General features: G+C 66.7%; 14 protein-coding genes. 7 read left to right on the top strand and 7 right to left on the bottom strand.

Annotated elements, in window-relative coordinates:
- The first annotated feature begins 4 nt into the window (after positions 1-4).
- Positions 5-745, top strand: coding sequence for an ion channel (locus ABZ004_RS01160; RefSeq protein WP_355677733.1), 741 nt, complete (start codon positions 5-7; stop codon positions 743-745).
- 204 nt (positions 746-949) lie between these two features.
- A complete protein-coding gene (locus tag ABZ004_RS01155; RefSeq protein WP_355677732.1) occupies positions 950-1,624 on the top strand; it encodes a hypothetical protein in 675 nt (224 codons plus the stop codon).
- Between the two features lie 64 nt (positions 1,625-1,688).
- Here the strand turns inward: ABZ004_RS01155 and ABZ004_RS01150 are convergent, their stop codons facing one another.
- Together ABZ004_RS01150 and dnaG are read right to left on the bottom strand one after the other, a co-directional pair.
- Entirely contained in the window at positions 1,689-2,570 is an 882-nt protein-coding gene (locus tag ABZ004_RS01150; protein ID WP_355677731.1) for a sigma-70 family RNA polymerase sigma factor, read from the bottom strand.
- 77 nt (positions 2,571-2,647) lie between these two features.
- Positions 2,648-4,564, bottom strand: a complete 1,917-nt coding sequence (gene dnaG, locus ABZ004_RS01145; protein ID WP_355677730.1) for a DNA primase — start codon at positions 4,562-4,564, stop codon at positions 2,648-2,650.
- 95 nt (positions 4,565-4,659) lie between these two features.
- Here dnaG and ABZ004_RS01140 point away from each other — a divergent pair, with 95 nt between their 5' ends.
- Positions 4,660-6,309, top strand: coding sequence for a glycoside hydrolase family 99-like domain-containing protein (locus ABZ004_RS01140; RefSeq protein ID WP_355677729.1), 1,650 nt, complete (start codon positions 4,660-4,662; stop codon positions 6,307-6,309).
- A 73-nt stretch (positions 6,310-6,382) separates the two neighbouring features.
- Here ABZ004_RS01140 and ABZ004_RS01135 read toward each other — a convergent pair whose 3' ends face one another.
- The 3 genes from ABZ004_RS01135 to ABZ004_RS01125 all read right to left on the bottom strand — a co-directional run bounded on the left by ABZ004_RS01135 (position 6,383) and on the right by ABZ004_RS01125 (position 9,697).
- Positions 6,383-7,624, bottom strand: coding sequence for an FAD/NAD(P)-binding oxidoreductase (locus tag ABZ004_RS01135; protein WP_355677728.1), 1,242 nt, complete (start codon positions 7,622-7,624; stop codon positions 6,383-6,385).
- Positions 7,625-7,815: 191 nt separating this feature from the next.
- Positions 7,816-9,048, bottom strand: coding sequence for a deoxyguanosinetriphosphate triphosphohydrolase (locus ABZ004_RS01130; protein WP_355677727.1), 1,233 nt, complete (start codon positions 9,046-9,048; stop codon positions 7,816-7,818).
- A 31-nt stretch (positions 9,049-9,079) separates the two neighbouring features.
- Positions 9,080-9,697 (bottom strand): dihydrofolate reductase family protein, encoded by a 618-nt coding sequence (locus ABZ004_RS01125; protein WP_355677726.1) that lies wholly within the window; start codon positions 9,695-9,697, stop codon positions 9,080-9,082.
- A 102-nt stretch (positions 9,698-9,799) separates the two neighbouring features.
- On the opposite strand from ABZ004_RS01125, the gene ABZ004_RS01120 reads away from it, so the two are divergent.
- Together ABZ004_RS01120 and ABZ004_RS01115 are read left to right on the top strand one after the other, a co-directional pair.
- On the top strand, positions 9,800-10,360 hold the full coding sequence (locus ABZ004_RS01120; RefSeq protein ID WP_355677725.1) for a helix-turn-helix domain-containing protein: 561 nt from the start codon (positions 9,800-9,802) through the stop codon (positions 10,358-10,360).
- A 26-nt stretch (positions 10,361-10,386) separates the two neighbouring features.
- Positions 10,387-11,673 (top strand): MFS transporter, encoded by a 1,287-nt coding sequence (locus ABZ004_RS01115; RefSeq protein ID WP_355677724.1) that lies wholly within the window; start codon positions 10,387-10,389, stop codon positions 11,671-11,673.
- On the opposite strand, the gene ABZ004_RS01110 is transcribed toward ABZ004_RS01115, so the two are convergent.
- A complete protein-coding gene (locus ABZ004_RS01110) occupies positions 11,610-12,245 on the bottom strand; it encodes a TetR/AcrR family transcriptional regulator (protein WP_355677723.1) in 636 nt (211 codons plus the stop codon). The two genes, ABZ004_RS01115 and ABZ004_RS01110, sit on opposite strands and share 64 nt — an antisense overlap.
- Positions 12,246-12,354: 109 nt before the next feature.
- Here ABZ004_RS01110 and ABZ004_RS01105 point away from each other — a divergent pair, with 109 nt between their 5' ends.
- Positions 12,355-12,999: a TIGR03086 family metal-binding protein gene (locus tag ABZ004_RS01105; protein ID WP_355677722.1), complete on the top strand. Its 645-nt coding sequence runs from the start codon at positions 12,355-12,357 to the stop codon at positions 12,997-12,999.
- The gene (locus ABZ004_RS01100; protein WP_355677721.1) at positions 12,996-13,850 is read left to right on the top strand and encodes an alpha/beta hydrolase; all 855 of its coding nucleotides are present in this window, start codon (positions 12,996-12,998) and stop codon (positions 13,848-13,850) included. Before ABZ004_RS01105 ends, ABZ004_RS01100 begins: the two co-directional genes overlap by 4 nt.
- On the opposite strand, the gene ABZ004_RS01095 is transcribed toward ABZ004_RS01100, so the two are convergent.
- The gene (locus tag ABZ004_RS01095) at positions 13,815-15,341 is read right to left on the bottom strand and encodes a UDP-N-acetylglucosamine 1-carboxyvinyltransferase (protein ID WP_355677720.1); all 1,527 of its coding nucleotides are present in this window, start codon (positions 15,339-15,341) and stop codon (positions 13,815-13,817) included. The two genes, ABZ004_RS01100 and ABZ004_RS01095, sit on opposite strands and share 36 nt — an antisense overlap.
- Positions 15,342-15,493: the final 152 nt, after the last annotated feature.

The following is a 15,493-nucleotide window of genomic DNA, read 5'->3' as shown; positions in this document are numbered from 1 at the left end:
CGTTATGCGAAGCGTGAGTACGGAGCGGTTGCAGGAATATGAGCGGCGTTCTGCCTGGATCCTGACTGCGGCGGCCATCTTGTTCCTGGCGCTGTATGCCTGGCCGATCCTCGATCCAGGCCTCCCTTTCACGGTGGTCCGAGCCTGTTCGATTGCGAACTTCGCAATCTGGATCGCATTCGGTCTCGACTACTTGGTGCGCGTCACTCTCGCACCCAGCAGACGGCAGTTCGTCCGGGACCACCTGCTAGATCTCGCGGTATTGGTCTTGCCACTGCTACGGCCGCTGCGGGCGGTACGGGTTGTGACAGCCCTCGCCCGGCTGAACCGAACTTCGATATCCGTTCGCGGCCGAACGACGGCGTATGTGGTCGGCGCTGTCCTCCTCCTAGGGTTCGTCTCGGCCCTCGCGGTCCTCGATGCCGAACGACACAGCGCCCACGCCAACATCACCTCGTTCGGAGATGCGACCTGGTGGGCCGCTACCACCATCACCACAGTCGGCTACGGTGACCAGTTCCCGACAACACCCGAAGGACGCTTCGTCGGAGTGGGCCTCATGATCGGTGGCATCGCCCTCGCCGGCACCATCACGGCAGCACTTGCCTCATGGTTCGTCGAACAGATCAACACCGCGGAGCAAGCCGAAACAACCACCCGAGACGAACAACTCGCCCTCCTGGTCGCCGAAGTCCAGTCGCTCCGCACCGAACTGACTACCCGCCCATCCGACGGCACGGCTTGATCCGTACTCGAGTTCAGACCGTCCGCCCCTGTCCATTGCACGTCTGCCGCCCGGTCAGGAGTCGGCACCAGCGCGCTGGTGGGTCGCGAGAACGGCGTACTCAGGGGTAGCCCTGATCTGAAGACCGGGGTCCGCTCCGTCGTGCTCGGTGCGCGGAAGATTGACGCTGGACGGACTCAGCCGAACCGATCTCAGGAGTCCGTGATGGCAACCAGCACAGCAAGCATCCACACCCGAGCGACCACGACGACAGCGGCGAAGGTCGCGTCGGCCGCGGCAGTTCTTTTCGCCGTCGCGTTCTTCTGGACCGTCGCCAGCGTGGACGTACCGCACAAGGCGAACGACGCGAAGCTCCTCGGCTGGTGGCAGCAGAGCAGCAATCAGTTGTCGGGCATCGTTTCGCAGTACTGCGCGATCGCCGCGGCCGTGTTGTTCGTCGTACTCATGAACTACTTCACGGCGCTCGCGAGGAAAACCACCGCTGCGCAGTGGACGGCCTTCGCCCGCACGATGGGTCTCATCTTCAGTACGACGCTGCTGGTCTCGGCGGCTCTGCGTGGAGTGATCGGGCACATGGTGAAGGTCGACGGAGAGCCGCTGCCTGGTCTCGAAGTCCTTCGCTACTCCACCGCCCTCAACTACAACGTCATCAGCAGCGTGACGATGACAGCCCTCGGGCTGACGATCCTCGCCGTCTCCGTCGTCATCGTCCGAACGGTGGTCCTGGCCAGGTGGGCCGGGTACGTCGGGCTGGTGTGCTCGGCGATCATCCTGGTCGCGAGCGCGGCGATGATCGGGGCGTTCACGATCATCCTCTCGTTGCTCTGGGCAATCTGCCTCAGCGTCGCGATCTGGCGACAGCCGGCCGCGAGCCGCTAGCCGAGTCCGTTTCAGCCGGGAGGACAACTGGTCCTCCCGGCTGATCTGCGTGGGTGAGGCGGCGTCAGGCGGCATAGTCGCGGAGGGTGGATTGGCAGCGGCGGCGGAGGGTTCGGAGGGCTTCTCGTTCTAGGGGGTGGATCTGGTCGGGGGTCAGGCCAAGTTGGTGGGCGGTTTCTTCGGGGGTGGCGGGTGGGCGGCCGGCTAGGCCGTAGCGGAGGCGGAGGATGGCGCGGCCGGTGTCGTCCAGGAAGTCGAGTTGGTGGTTGAGGTCGCGGCGGAGGGCGGCCTGGAGGACCAGGGTTTCGTCGTCGATCTCCTGGTCGGACTCTTCTACGTCGAGGGATTCGGGGCGGAGCTTCCAGGCTTGGGCGCGCTCGACTCGGGCGGGAGTGAGGCAGGCGCCGGCGGCGACCTCGGGGGCGGTTGGTTCGCGGCCTAGGCGTTGGGTCAGATCGCGGTGGACGGCCGCCACCCGGGTCGCGTCGGTGTAGGCCTGGGCCGGCATCCGGATCAGGCGGGAGCGGTCCGAGACGGCGCGGCCGATCGCTTGGCGGATCCACCAGATCGCGTACGTCGAGAAGCGGTGGCCGCGTTGGTGGTCGAAGCGCTCGACCGCGCGCATCAGGCCGAGATTGCCCTCCTGGATCAGATCCAGCAGGGAGACGCCCTTCCCGGCGTACCGCTTGGCGAGGGAGACCACCAGCCGGAGGTTCCCCTCGATCATCCGACGTCTGGCCTGCCGGCCCAGCTCGGCGACCGCCAGCAGGTCGGCCCGGTCAGCCGGTTCGGCGCGCCCGACCCGGTCGGTTGCCAGGAGGCCGGCTTCGATCCAGTAGGAGAGTTCCTGTACTTCCTCCAGGGTGAGTAGTTCGTGCCGGCCGACGTCGCGCAGGTAGGCGACGAGGGCGCTGACGTCGGCGGGTTCGCAGTCGAGTTCGGCCATCGGTGATCCCCTCTCTCAGAAGGGATAGTGCCGCGAAATCGGTCGCTCAGCGCGACCAATCCGACACCTGTGGATAACTACAGGGCGCCGGAGATCGCCTGGGCGCGGAGGTCGGTGCGGTAGCGCTCCAGCGCGATCAGCTCGCCGAACATCCGGTTGTAGTCGTCGGCCCGGTCGATCGGGTTCGTCCGCTGCAGCTTGGACTTCAGATCCGCGATCCGCCGCAGACAGGTCAGTTCCTGGAGCCGGGCGACGTGCGCCCGGGCGTAGGACTCGTCGGGCTCCCGGTCGAGCCGGATCGGATCGACCGCCAGGGCGCTGACAACAGCAGCCGCAGGATCGTTCCCCATGGCCTCCCGAACGGCGACCACCCAAGCCTCACCAGGCGCAGCGGCTTTCGGCCCGCCGACCTTCTCCATCCCGGTCCGTACCGCGGCGAGCCACGGATGGGTGAAGTCCTGGTCGTCCAGCTCATCGAAATCCGCACCGACCAGCGCCGGATGCTGCATCGCGATCTTCAGCACGTCCCACTCGATCACGAACCGCTGGTCCCGAGGAGAGGGAAGATCCGGCCTCTGCACCGGAGCGGGCGCCTCAGCCCCGGTCTGGACGGTCACCGGCCCACGATCGACCGGGCCGGCCGACGCCGGAGCAGCCGGACGTGAGGCCGCGCGATGCACCTCGGAGCGGACTTGGTCGACCTCCATCCCCAGATGTCCCGCGAGCTCCCGGGTGAACGCGTCCACCTTCGAGCGGTCCCGGATGCTCACCACCAGCCGCGCCGCGTCCCGCAACGCATCGACTCGCGTGTCCATCCGGTCCAGGTCGTACTTCGACAAGACATTCGACAGCACGAACCGATACAGCGGCACCCGCCGCCCGATCAGCTCCCGGACCGCAGCATCGCCCTTCTGCAACCGCAGATCGCACGGATCGAGCCCGTCCGGCTCCACCGCCACATAGGTCTGCGATGCAAAAGCCTGGTCTCCACTGAACGCCTTCAGCGCAGCCCGCTGCCCGGCCTCATCCCCGTCGAAGGTGAAAATCACTTCGCCCCGGAACTGGTCATGATCCAGCAACAACTGCCGCAACACGCGGGCATGGTCATCACCGAACGAAGTTCCGCAGGTAGCCACAGCAGTCTGTACGCCGGACAGGTGGCACGCCATCACGTCGGTGTACCCCTCGACGACGACCGCCTGCTTGCCCTTGGCGATCTCGCGCCGCGCGAGATCCACGCCGTACAGGACCCTCGACTTCTTGTAGATCGGGGTCTCGGCGGTGTTCAGGTACTTCGCCTCGATCTTGTCGTCCTCGAAGATCCGCCGCGCGCCGAATCCGATCACGTCCCCACCGGCGTCCCGGATCGGCCACATCAGCCGGCCGCGGAACCGGTCGTAGAGCCCGCGCTGCCCGTCCGAGCACAGCCCCGACGCCAGCAGCTCCGCGTTCGTGAACCCGCGACCGCGCAGATGCGCCACCAGCGACTCACCGCCGCGCGGGGAGAATCCCACCCCGAACTGCGCCGCGGCGTCGCGGTCGAAGCCGCGCTTGTCCAGGAACTGCCGGCCGAGCATCGCCTCGGCAGCGCCGAAGAGCTGCTCGGCGTAGTACTCGGCGGCGACCTTGTGCGCCTCGACCAGCCGCGGCCGCTGGTTGGACTGGGAGCGCTGGATCGGCGCACCGGATTCGTCGTACCGGAGCTGGATGCCGACCTTCGCGGCCAGCGTCTCGACCGCCTCGTGGAAGGTGATCTGATCGATCTTCTGGATGAAGTCGATCACGTCGCCGCCCTCTTGGCAGCCGAAGCAGTAGAAGAAGCCGCGGGCCGGGGTGACGTTGAACGACGGCGACTTCTCGTCGTGGAACGGGCACAGCCCCTTCAGCGAACCACCACCGGCGTTCTTCAAGGTGACGTACGAGCCGACCACTTCGTCGATCCGAGCACGCTCGCGCACCAGCGCGATGTCCTCTTCCTTGATCCGACCTGCCACGCGGTGAGTCTACGGTCCAACCGAAGCGTTCGAGACCTCGGTCGACATTAAGCTGCTCCGGTCTGTACCAAATGCACGGGGAGCACACCACAGTGATGCACAGATCGGTCCGGGCAGCCGGCGTACTGCTACTCGCCGCGGCAGCCGTCACCGCGGTCGCAACAGCACGTCCGAGCGATGCCGAGCAGCCTGCTGGAGCACAAGCAGTAGTCCGTACTACGCCCCCGGTGCCGCTAGTGGAGCTGGTAGCTCAAGGCGGTGTCGGCCGCCTCTACACAGCCGACCCCCGCGAGGTCGACTCGGCTACGGCCGCCGGCCTGAAACGGCAGCCCGGCCAGGTCGGCTTCCTGGACCGTGAGTCCTTCACCGGCTCCATCCCACTCTTCCGGCTCAAGCCGTCCAGTACTGCGAGCAAGTGGCTCTTCACGGCATCTACCGCGGAGCGCGACGCCCTCGTAGCGCAGAAGTGGATCTACGAAGGCGTAGCCGGCTACGTCGCGACGCAACGCAGTACCGGCTTCGTACAACTCCGCAGGTTCACCAACGGTCAGGAGTGGCGCCTAGCGCTGGAGGACAGAACGGCAGACCTGATCGCAGCCGGCTACACCCTGGACGGCCCGGTCGGGTATGTCCGGCAGAACTACGTCCGAGCCGGCGCGGTCTACTTCGGCATGTTCCACACCGGCGGTCATCAGCGCATCATCGACCGCACCAAGGAGATCTACGGCCGCGACAACGACTGGTGGGGAGGAGTCCGCGACTTCCACGACGGCACCCACTACGCAACCGACAACTGGCCGGACAGCGACTTCTCGGACCTGAAGCCCGCCATCGGGTACTACGACGACTCCAAGCCCGAGACGCTCGAGAAGCACATCACCCAGGCGACCTCGGCCGGACTGAGCTTCTTCAACTTCTACTGGTACTGGAACAGCAAGACCCAGACCGGCACCGTCACCGACGCCGCGCTCACAGCCTTCCTTGCCGCACGCAACAAAGACAGTATCGACTTCACCGTCGGACTCTGCGCGCACCCGTTCGACGGGCTGAGCATCCCGCAAGCCCAGTTCGGGACGGTCGCCTCGACGCTGACCAGCCGGTTCCTCAACCAGCCGAATACGCTGCGCACCAACGACGGGCGCAAGATCCTCAACATCTGCGACGCGCGCGGCCTTGGTGACGGCAGCACCGCCCAGATCAAGGCGTTCGTCGACACTGTGCACCAGACGGCCAGGTCACAGCTCGGCGAGGACGTCTACGTGATGATCAACCAGGCCGGCTTCGACCCGACGCAGGTGCCCGCGGTCAACGCGGACGCGGCGTACTGCACCACCGACGGTCCGGGCGTCGAGGGCCGCTCGTACGACGGGTATCTCGCCGGCCAGCGCGCCTTCTACCAGCAGGGCCCCGGTGCGTACGGGCGCTGCGTGATGTCGGACTTCGACGAGCGTCCGCGCTATCCGATCGAGAACGCCGACCTGCCGACGATCCGCTGGTTCCCCGATCAGTCGGTCGCCAAGTTCCGGCAGGCGATCCAGAACGTCAAGAACGACATGGCGACCTCGACCCGCCCGTCGACGGTCGACAACCTGGTCTACGTCTACGCCTGGAACGAATGGCACGAGGGCGGCTTCATCGAGCCGAGCGAGCACAGCGGCTGCGCCTACCTCGACGCCCTGCACGACGGGCTCGCACTCCAAGGGCCGGGCTGCATCAGCAACCCGGCCGGAGCACCACCCAGCTGAACCTCCCGCAAGCACCACCCAGCTGCACCTCCGCAAGCACCACCCGGGCGAGACCTCCGGGAGTTCCGCGGAGCTAGACCTCCGTGAGTTCCACGGACGTGTCCGCAAGCCGGTCGGGATCAACCGCCTTTCCGGACCGGATCAGGTCCCGTACGCCGTCGATCGCGCCCCACGTGTTGACGTGCATGCCCGCCAGCACGTGGTTGTCGTCGTCCAGCCAGAACGCCAGGTACGCACCTGAAGCCGGGTCGCCGCGCAGGACGACCTTGGGCGTAGTACCGCGCGGCACGTCGCCGACGTACTCCATCCCCAGGTCGTACTGGTCGGTGAAGAAGTATGGAATCGAGTCGTGGGACGCGTCCTCGCCGAGCATCGCCTTCGCGGCAGCCTTGCCGCTGTCCTTCGCGTTCTGCCAGTGCTCGACACGTACCGAGTGACCGAGCAGCGGGTGATCCCAGCGGACCACGTCGCCGGCGGCGTACACGTCGGCTGCTGACGTCTGCAGGTTAGCGCCCGTGACGATGCCGGAGCCGTCCTCGCGGGAAGCGACCTCGATACCTGCAGCCTCGGCCAGTTCGGTGTTCGGCTGTACGCCGACGCCGACCACAACCAGGTCGGCAGGGATGACCTCACCGTCCGACGTACGGACGCCGGTGACCTTGTCAGTGCCTTCGAAGCCGTCGACCCCGGTCCCGAAGCGCAGGTCGACGCCGTGCTGGCGGTGCAGGTCCGCGTAGATCGCGCCGACGGTCTCACCCATCACCTGGGCGAGTGCGGTCGACTGTGGCTCGACGACGGTGACCTCGGAGCCGCGTTCGCGCGCTGCCGACGCTGCTTCCAGGCCGATCCAGCCGGCTCCGACGACCACGACGCGCGGCTTCGCGGCGTACGCGTCGGTCAGTGCCTGGGACTCGGCGGCCGTGCGGAGGTAGTTGATACCGGGGAGATCAGCACCCGGTACGTCGAGTTTGCGGACCCGGCTGCCGGTGGCGATCAGGAGCTTGTCGTACGGGAGCTGTGAGTCGTCGTCGAGCGTGACGGTCTTCGCGGCGGGGTCGATCGCGGTCACGGTGGTGCCGAGACGCAGTTCGACGTTGTTGTCGTCGTACCACTGCTGATCGTGGATCTGGGCGGAGCCGGTCTCCTTCTTGCCGAGCAGCACGTCCTTCGACAGCGGCGGTCGCTCGTACGGCAACTCGCTCTCACTGCCGATCAGGACGATCTCACCCGTCCATCCGTCAGCCCGCAAAGTCTCAGCAGCCGTAGCCCCAGCCAGACTAGCCCCAACAATCACAATCCGCTCTTCATCCCTCATGCCCAAACCCTAATCCCCCACCCCATCCCAAGCTCCACCCAAGCTCCACCCCACCAATCATCGGTCCCTTGTTTCCCGGCGTGTCTGTGTTCATCGGTCCGAAGGCGCCACGGCAGAGCAGAGCGAGCTTGGCATCTGGGGACCGATCAATGGCGACACGCCGAGTATCAAGGGACCGACGATGAGGAGAGCTAGGTGGTGAGGCGGTGGTGCCAGGCGGCGGCTGAGGGGTCGGTGAGGGAGGCTACCTGGTCGATGATGACGCGGAGGCGGGCGTTGTCGTCGGTGGCCTCGGCGAAGTCGGCGGCGAAGGCGACATCAAGGTGCTCCGGCGCCGACTTGCACAGCGCCTCGACCAGCTCGGTCAGCAACTCGCGCTGCACCGCGCGACGGTGCTGTCGCTCGGGCGATTCCAGCACATGGAACATGCCGATCCCCTTGAGCAGCGCGATCTCGGTGCGAATCCCGTCCGGCACCACCAGATCAGCGTCGTACCGCACCAGTCGCGACCGCCCGAACCGCGCATGGGTCGCCTGCTCCGCCGCAGTACAGAACCGTCCGATCAGCTGGCTGGTCAGATCCTTCAACCCACCAAGGGCCCGCCGACTGTCGTCGAACGATGCACGAGGCCAGTACGGCAGCGACGTCAGCCGGTTCCACCCCTCGTCCAGCTCCGCATCCGTTGCTTCCGGCAAGTAGATCCGCCGCACGGTCTGCCAGTACGGCGTACGCTCGGCCGCCACCTGGTCGAGGTCGATGTGGTGCGCCACGATCCCGTCCTCGACATCGTGCACCGAATACGCCACGTCGTCGGCAAAATCCATCACCTGCGCCTCGAGACAACGCCGGTCCGCCGCCTCGACACCTTGGCGCAGCCAGTCGAACACCGGCGCATCGTCGTCGTACACCCCGAACTTCCGCTGCCCCTCGCGCCGCAGCCACGGGTACTTCGTTGCGGCGTCCAGCGACGCCCGGCTGAGATTCAGCCCAACACTCCGGCCGTCCGGCCCGAACGTCTTCGACTCCAGCCGCGTCAGCAACCGCAGTGTCTGCGCGTTCCCCTCGAACCCACCGATCTTCTCGGCCAGCTGGTCGAGCGCCCGCTCCCCGTTGTGCCCGTACGGCGGATGGCCCAGATCGTGCGCCAGACAAGCAGCGTCCACGATGTCCGGATCGCACCCGAGCGTGCTCGCCAGCTCCCGCCCGATCTGGGCGACCTCGAGACTGTGCGTCAGCCTGTTTCGCACGAAATCGTCGGAGCCGGCCGTCGCCACCTGCGTCTTGGCCGCCAGCCTCCGCAAGGCAGCACTGTGCAGAACGCGAGCCCGATCCCGCGCGAACGCCGTCCGCCCAGGCCGCTTGACCGGCTCGGCAACCCACCGCTCCGCATCATGCTCGTCGTATCCCTCGTGCTGCTTCCTCACACCCTCACAGTAGTCATCACCACCGACAGCGTCAGATGCAGTAGCGGAGCCAAACCGTCCCACCGTCGAACTTCTCCGCGTTGGCCAGTCTCAGGTCGTAGCGCTCGGCCGGGACCCACTGCCGACCCGTCCCGACGATCACCGGATGCACCAGTAGCGCGAGTTCGTTGATCAGCCCGAGCTCCAGCAGGGCTGTGAGAAGGCGTCCGTGGCTGTCGACCCGGACAACATGAGCGCCGTACTTCGAGCCGAGCAGATCCAGCGTTTCGGCAAGGTCCACCTGTTCATAGCCGGTGATCAATTCGGGGATCACGCTGTCCAACGGGCGCGCCGGCGTCTGGTCGGCGTACAGGGCCACGACGTCCGACCAGTAGCCGAGTTCGCGCAGAGATTCCCAGGTGCGGATCCGTGCTCGGCTGTCGACGACGGCGAGCACCGGGCCGGGCGCTCGCACCTCAGTGGACTGCAGCGCACGTGGTGTCGCGTGCCGCAGTGCCGACTCTTCGGCGAGCACCGTGTCGGCGCCGATCAGCGTCACATCCTCCTGCCACAACGTCGCCAGCGCATAGAACCGCGCCTGGTCGACGGCGAACCCACCCGTCATCCCGTCGACCGACACAGCCACCTGAGCCACCACGTGCGGCCTCACCGCCAAAACCACCTCATGCCGGAAACGCTAGCGAGCCCCACCGACAAAAGTCTTTACCAAGAACTCTTTGCAGAGACTCCTCTGCAAGTTACCGTAGAGCGCATGGCGAAAGACATCCGGCGCATCGACGCCCGCAGCCTGCGCGGCCTGGCCCACCCATTGCGGATGACGATCCTGGAGATCCTGCAGCTCGACGGCCCGGCCACCAGTACGACGCTGTCGGCTCGACTGGGTGAGAGCACGGGCACGATCAGCTGGCATCTGCGCCTGCTTGCCGAGCACGGGTACATCGAGGAGGACGTCGAGCGCGGCACCAAACGCGAGCGCTGGTGGCAGGTCGTGCACCGGCAGACGATCCTCAACCAGGCCGACTTCGTCGACGATCCGGAGACGAAGGGGTCGCTGCAGCTCTATCTGCGACAGCTCGTCCAGCAGTACTTCGAGCGAGTGCAGAACTTCGTCGACGAGGACTGGGACGGTGAATGGCAGCACGCATCCGAGATCTCGGACTGGCGCGACCTCCGCCTCACCAAGACCCAGCTGCGCGCCCTCAACGCCGAACTGGGCGAGGTCATCAACCGCCACCTCACCGCAGAACCGGACGAAGAAGCATTGCCCATCGTCGTCCAGATCCAGTCCTTCCCACGGCGGAAAACCCAATGACGGAAACCCCAGTGAGGAAAGGCGCAATGAACAGCCTCCTACTCCGGCATCGCGACTTCCGCCTGCTCTGGATCGGCGAGACGACAAGCAAGTTCGGCAGCTCCGTCACCACCGTCGTTCTGCCGCTGATCGCCGTCACGACACTGCAGGCCAGCACCCTCGCCGTCGGCCTGCTCAGTGCAACCGTCTGGCTGCCCTGGCTGCTGCTCGGCCTCCCCGCAGGTGCCTGGGTCGACCGACTCCCCCACCGCCCGATCATGCTCACCTCCGCAGCCGGCTCGGCAATCCTTCTCGCCATCGTCCCGATCGCCGCCGCAGCCAACCTCCTCACCCTGCCACTGCTGTTCGCGGTCGCCTTCCTGACCGGTATCGCCGCCGTCTTCTTCCACACCGCCTACACCGCCTACCTCCCGAACCTCGTCCCACCGGCCGATCGCGCCGAAGGCAACGCGAAACTCCAAGGCAGCGCATCGGCCGCCCAGATCGCCGGCCTCGGCTGCGGCGGCCTCGCCGTCCAGCTCTTCGGCACGACGAACGGGTTGCTGATCGACGCCCTCACCTTCGTCGTCGCGTTCGCCTGCATCGCGGCGATCCGGTTCCGCGAGACCCCGCAGTACAGAGCGAAACAAGCACTGGTCGCAGAGGTTGCCCAAGGCATCAAGTTGATCGCCGGTGACGTCTGGCTGCGGACCCTGATCGTCTTCGGCGCGACCTCGAACCTCGCCCTGATGGCCTACCAGTCGATCGTCGTCGTCTTCCTCGTCCGCGAGGTCGGCCTCAGCGCCGGCACGGTCGGCATACTGATGGCCGGCACGAGCGCCGGCGGAGTCGTGGGCGCGTTCGCCGGCCGCCGCGTCGCCGACCGGATGGGCACGGCCCGCGCCACCTTGTTCTTCGAGCTGGCCCTCCCCACAGCAGCCCTGTTGATCCCCCTCACGAGCAGCGGGTACGGCGTATTGCTGTACCTCACCGGCGGCTTCTGTGTCGGCGTCGGCGTGGTCGCCGGGAACGTCATCAAGTCGACCTTCCAGCAGGAGTACTGCGCACCGGAGTTCCGCGGCCGCCTCGCCGCGACCGGATCGTTCGTCAACCTCGGCACCATCCCGCTCGGCTCCGCTCTCGGCGGCCTGCTCGGCACCGCGTTCGACCTCAGAACCGCCCTCTGGATCGGTACGGCGGGCGTGCCGCTGGCCGGCCTGATCCTGCTCTTCTCCCCGATCCGCCGGGTCCGCGACCTACCGCTGGACGATCAGGCCCAGGGCAGCCTGGTGCCCGCCGTCGCCGCCGCCTCGAGCCGCGTCCGCACCGATTGACGCGCGCGGTCGAAAACGGCGGCAGTGTCGTCGCGAAGCAGTGACGACAGGTTCGCCGATTCCATGAAGGCGTTCAGGTCGAAGGCCAACTGGCTCGGATCGCCGGTCAGCTCGCCGAGATCGCGCGCTTCGGTCACGTACTGCTCGATCAGCGCGATCCACTCGTGGTCCACCTCGACCAGGAAATCGTGCACCGGTCCGGACCGCGCAGCGAACTCGTGGGTGACTCGGGCGAAGAAACATCCGCCCGGGAAGACGCGCTGTTCGGAGTAGTCCAGCCAGCTCTCGCTCAGCTTCCAGACCCGGCCGATTCCCGGCTCCAAGGCGTGCGCAGGCTCGACAACGGCGTCGGCGTAGATCCGCCGGGCCGCGCGGATCGTCGCCAGCTGCAGCTCTTCCTTCGAGCCGAAATGCGCGAACAGGCCGCTCTTGCTGATCTCCAGCTCACCGGCCAGCCGGCCGATCGACAGTCCTTCGAGACCATCGATCGAGGCGATGTCGACCGCACGGCGCAGTACGGCGCGGCGGGTCTGATCACCCCGCACCAGCCGTCCATCGGTTCGCGTCTCCATCGCCACCTCCTGCCGCGCAAGCCTACCGGCGTCACTTGACTGCGGCTGCCTCGTAAACTAATAATACGATCGTTCGTATAGTTTCCGCTACGGCAGAACGGACCTCCCCATGAGCGACCTCGAGCTGGCTGACCTCGACCTCCGCGCCGTCGATCTACGAGCACAAGACCGAGCCGCGACCGACCTCTGCCGCACCGCCGTCGAACTGGTCAAGCCGAACCAACTCGACCTTCCCACCCCCTGCGCCGACTGGAATCTCGGCGAACTCATCGCCCACCTGGTCGCCGAGAACCGCGGCTTCGCCGCCATCGCCCGCGGCGCGAACTGGAGTGACCAGCTGGGAAAGGAGGTCCGGTTCGGCTTGGAGATGTGGCGACCTGGGCCGCCTGACGAGATCACGCTGGCGAGGTTCGGGGCGACAGTGGAGGCCGTGGCGGCGGCGTACGCGGATGACGCCGTACTCGATCTGCCGGTGGAGGTGCGGGAGTTCGGGGTCTTCCCGGGCCGGGTCGCGGTGGCGATGCACTTCCTCGATTACCTGGTTCACGCGTGGGACGTCGCGCGCTCGATCGGGTTGCCGAACCCGATCCCCGAGGAGCTTGCGGAACTCGCGCTCCGGCTCGGCGTAGTGATTCCGGCCGAGCGCCCCGAAGGTGGCGTGTTCGCGCCCGTAGTACCGACTCATCCTGAAGCGCCGGCCAGCGAGCGACTGCTCGGGCTGGTCGGCCGTGACCCGAAATGGAGTGGCGCATGACGCTCACGACGATCCGCGCGGTACTGCGTGTAATTGCGGCGATCTCGCCGAAGCTGGCGGGCCGGTTGGCCTTCGAACTCTGGCGGCGGCCGTTGATGCGCGGCAAGGTCCGCGAGAACGAACGCGCGATCCATGCCGCCGCCACGGTCGAGGTGATCGACGGCGTGGTCACGTACCAGTGGGGTGACGGCACGCGACCGGTCCTGCTCGTGCACGGCTGGCGTTCGCGCGCCTCGCGATTCGCCGCGTTCATCGAGCGGCTGCTCGAACTCGGCTACAGCCCGGTCTCCTTCGATGCGCCCGCGCACGGCGATTCAGGCGGCGGCCGGATCGCCGCCTCGATCCTCGATCACCAGCGGATCTACCAGGCGCTCGCCGCCAGATACGGCACCTTCGAAGGCGTCATCGCGCACTCCCTCGGCGCCCCGTTCGCCCTGTACGCCGTACGCGAGGGCGTCGCCGCCAAGCGACTCGTGACGATCAGCGGCCTGGCCGACTTCGGCTACCTGACCGATTCGTTCTGCGCCGAACTCGGCCTCGGCCCGGCGGTGAACCGGGAGCTGCGCAAGGCGATCGAGCGGCACTACTTCCCCGGGCTCGCCGATGTCTGGACCAGGTTCTCGATCCGCGAGGGCGACGTCGACCTGCTGGTGATCCACAACGACGAGGACGACGTGGTGGATCCGGCGCAGGCGGAGGTCCTGCTCACGCAGTACGGAACGAAAGCGCAATTCCGGCAGACGAAAGGCCTCGGTCACCGCCGGATCATGATCGATCCGGACGTGGTGAACGAGGCCGTCGCCTTCGTCACCGCATCAGATATCGCGGAACGTCTCGATCTGGGCGCCTAGCGAGTTGAGCCGGGTCGCCAGGTCCTCGTAGCCACGGTTGATGACGTAGACGCTCCGCAGTACGGAGGTGCCCTTGGCCGCCATCATCGCGATCAGCGTGACGACCGCGGGCCGGAGCGCGGGCGGACACATGATCTCGGCGCCGGAGAAGTGCGTCGGCCCTTCGACCATCACCCGGTGCGGGTCGAGCAGCTTGACCCGGCCACCGAGCTTGTTCAGGTCGGTCAGGTAGATCGCGCGGTTCTCGTAGACCCAGTCGTGGATCAGGGTCTGGCCGGTGGCCGTCGCCGCGATCACCGCGAAGAACGGCAGGTTGTCGATGTTCAGGCCGGGGAACGGCATCGGGTGGATCTTGTCGATCGGCGCGTGCAGTGTCGACGGCCGGGTGGTCAGGTCGACCAGCCGGGTCCGGCCGTTCTCGGCCAGGTACTCCTCGGAGCGGCTGTAGTCCAGCCCCATCTCCTCCAGCAGCGCCAGCTCGATCTCCAGGAACTCCACCGGCGCCCGCTTGATGGTGATCTCCGAGCCGGTCACGATCGCGGCGGTGAGCAGGCTCATCGCCTCGATCGGGTCCTCGGACGGCGCGTAGTCGACGTCGACGTCGATCTCGGGCTTGCCGTGCACGGTCAGCGTGGTGCTGCCGACACCGTCGATCTTCACCCCGAGCAGGTCGAGGTAGAAACAGAGGTCCTGGACCATGTAGTTCGAGCTCGCGTTCCGGATCACCGTGACACCGTCGTACCGGGCCGCGGCCATGATCGCGTTCTCGGTCACGGTGTCGCCGCGCTCGGTCAGCACGATCGGCTTGCCCGGCGTGATCGCCCGGTTGACCAGCGCGTGGTACTCACCGGCGGTCGCCTTGATCTCCAGGCCGAACGGCCGCAGCGCCGACATGTGCGGCTCGACCGTCCGGGTGCCGAGATCACAGCCGCCGGCGTACGGGAGCTGGAAGGTGTCCTCGCGGTGCAGCAGCGGGCCGAGGAACATGATGATGCTGCGCGTACGCCGGGCCGCCTCGGCATCCATCGCGGACAGGTTCAGCTGTGCCGGCGGGACGATCTCCAGATCACCGGCGTCGTTCAGCCAGGTGGTCTTGACGCCGATCGAGTTCAGTACTTCGAGCAGCCGGTTGACCTCTTCGATCCGGGCCACCTTGCGCAGCGTGGTCCGGCCCTTGTTCAGCAAACTGGCGCACAACAGGGCGACGCCGGCGTTCTTCGAGGACTTCACATCGATGGAACCGGACAATTCGCGGCCACCGACGACACGGAGGTGGACCGGACCGCCACCGAGAGAGACAATCTCTGAATCGAGTGCTTCGCCGATCCGGGCGAGCATCTCGAGAGTGAGGTTCTGATGACCCTTTTCGATCCGGTTCACCGCGCTCTGACTCGTGCCGAGGACCTCGGCCAGCTGAGTCTGGGTCCAGCCACGGTGCTTGCGGGCGTCCCGGATGAGATTACCGATCCGGGAGAGGTAGTCGTCAGTCATGCGCTTGACCGTATCTCACATGTGAGATACCGCTTCACCGACCCGCCGCTCCGAGCGTAGCCAATGTCACGACGCACCGACGCGGTGACCCCAGTAGTACTACAGCCCTTTACAGTTAGCGCCACCCCGACCGCCGCCATCGGAGAGGACCA

Origin of the sequence: Kribbella sp. NPDC006257, from assembly GCF_040613535.1 — a bacterium.
In the GTDB taxonomy this organism is placed as follows: domain Bacteria; phylum Actinomycetota; class Actinomycetes; order Propionibacteriales; family Kribbellaceae; genus Kribbella.
This window is presented reverse-complemented; position numbering and strand designations above follow the sequence as displayed.

What these genes read in the sequence shown, in the direction of transcription:
- ABZ004_RS01160 (WP_355677733.1), top strand. Translation starts at nt 5, where the DNA reads ATGCGAAGCGTGAGTACGGAGCGGTTGCAGGAATATGAGCGGCGTTCT.
- ABZ004_RS01155 (WP_355677732.1), top strand. Translation starts at nt 950, where the DNA reads ATGGCAACCAGCACAGCAAGCATCCACACCCGAGCGACCACGACGACA.
- ABZ004_RS01150 (WP_355677731.1), bottom strand. Translation starts at nt 2,570, where the DNA reads ATGGCCGAACTCGACTGCGAACCCGCCGACGTCAGCGCCCTCGTCGCC.
- ABZ004_RS01140 (WP_355677729.1), top strand. Translation starts at nt 4,660, where the DNA reads ATGCACAGATCGGTCCGGGCAGCCGGCGTACTGCTACTCGCCGCGGCA.
- ABZ004_RS01135 (WP_355677728.1), bottom strand. Translation starts at nt 7,624, where the DNA reads ATGAGGGATGAAGAGCGGATTGTGATTGTTGGGGCTAGTCTGGCTGGG.
- ABZ004_RS01120 (WP_355677725.1), top strand. Translation starts at nt 9,800, where the DNA reads ATGGCGAAAGACATCCGGCGCATCGACGCCCGCAGCCTGCGCGGCCTG.
- ABZ004_RS01115 (WP_355677724.1), top strand. Translation starts at nt 10,387, where the DNA reads ATGAACAGCCTCCTACTCCGGCATCGCGACTTCCGCCTGCTCTGGATC.
- ABZ004_RS01110 (WP_355677723.1), bottom strand. Translation starts at nt 12,245, where the DNA reads ATGGAGACGCGAACCGATGGACGGCTGGTGCGGGGTGATCAGACCCGC.
- ABZ004_RS01105 (WP_355677722.1), top strand. Translation starts at nt 12,355, where the DNA reads ATGAGCGACCTCGAGCTGGCTGACCTCGACCTCCGCGCCGTCGATCTA.
- ABZ004_RS01100 (WP_355677721.1), top strand. Translation starts at nt 12,996, where the DNA reads ATGACGCTCACGACGATCCGCGCGGTACTGCGTGTAATTGCGGCGATC.
- ABZ004_RS01095 (WP_355677720.1), bottom strand. Translation starts at nt 15,341, where the DNA reads ATGACTGACGACTACCTCTCCCGGATCGGTAATCTCATCCGGGACGCC.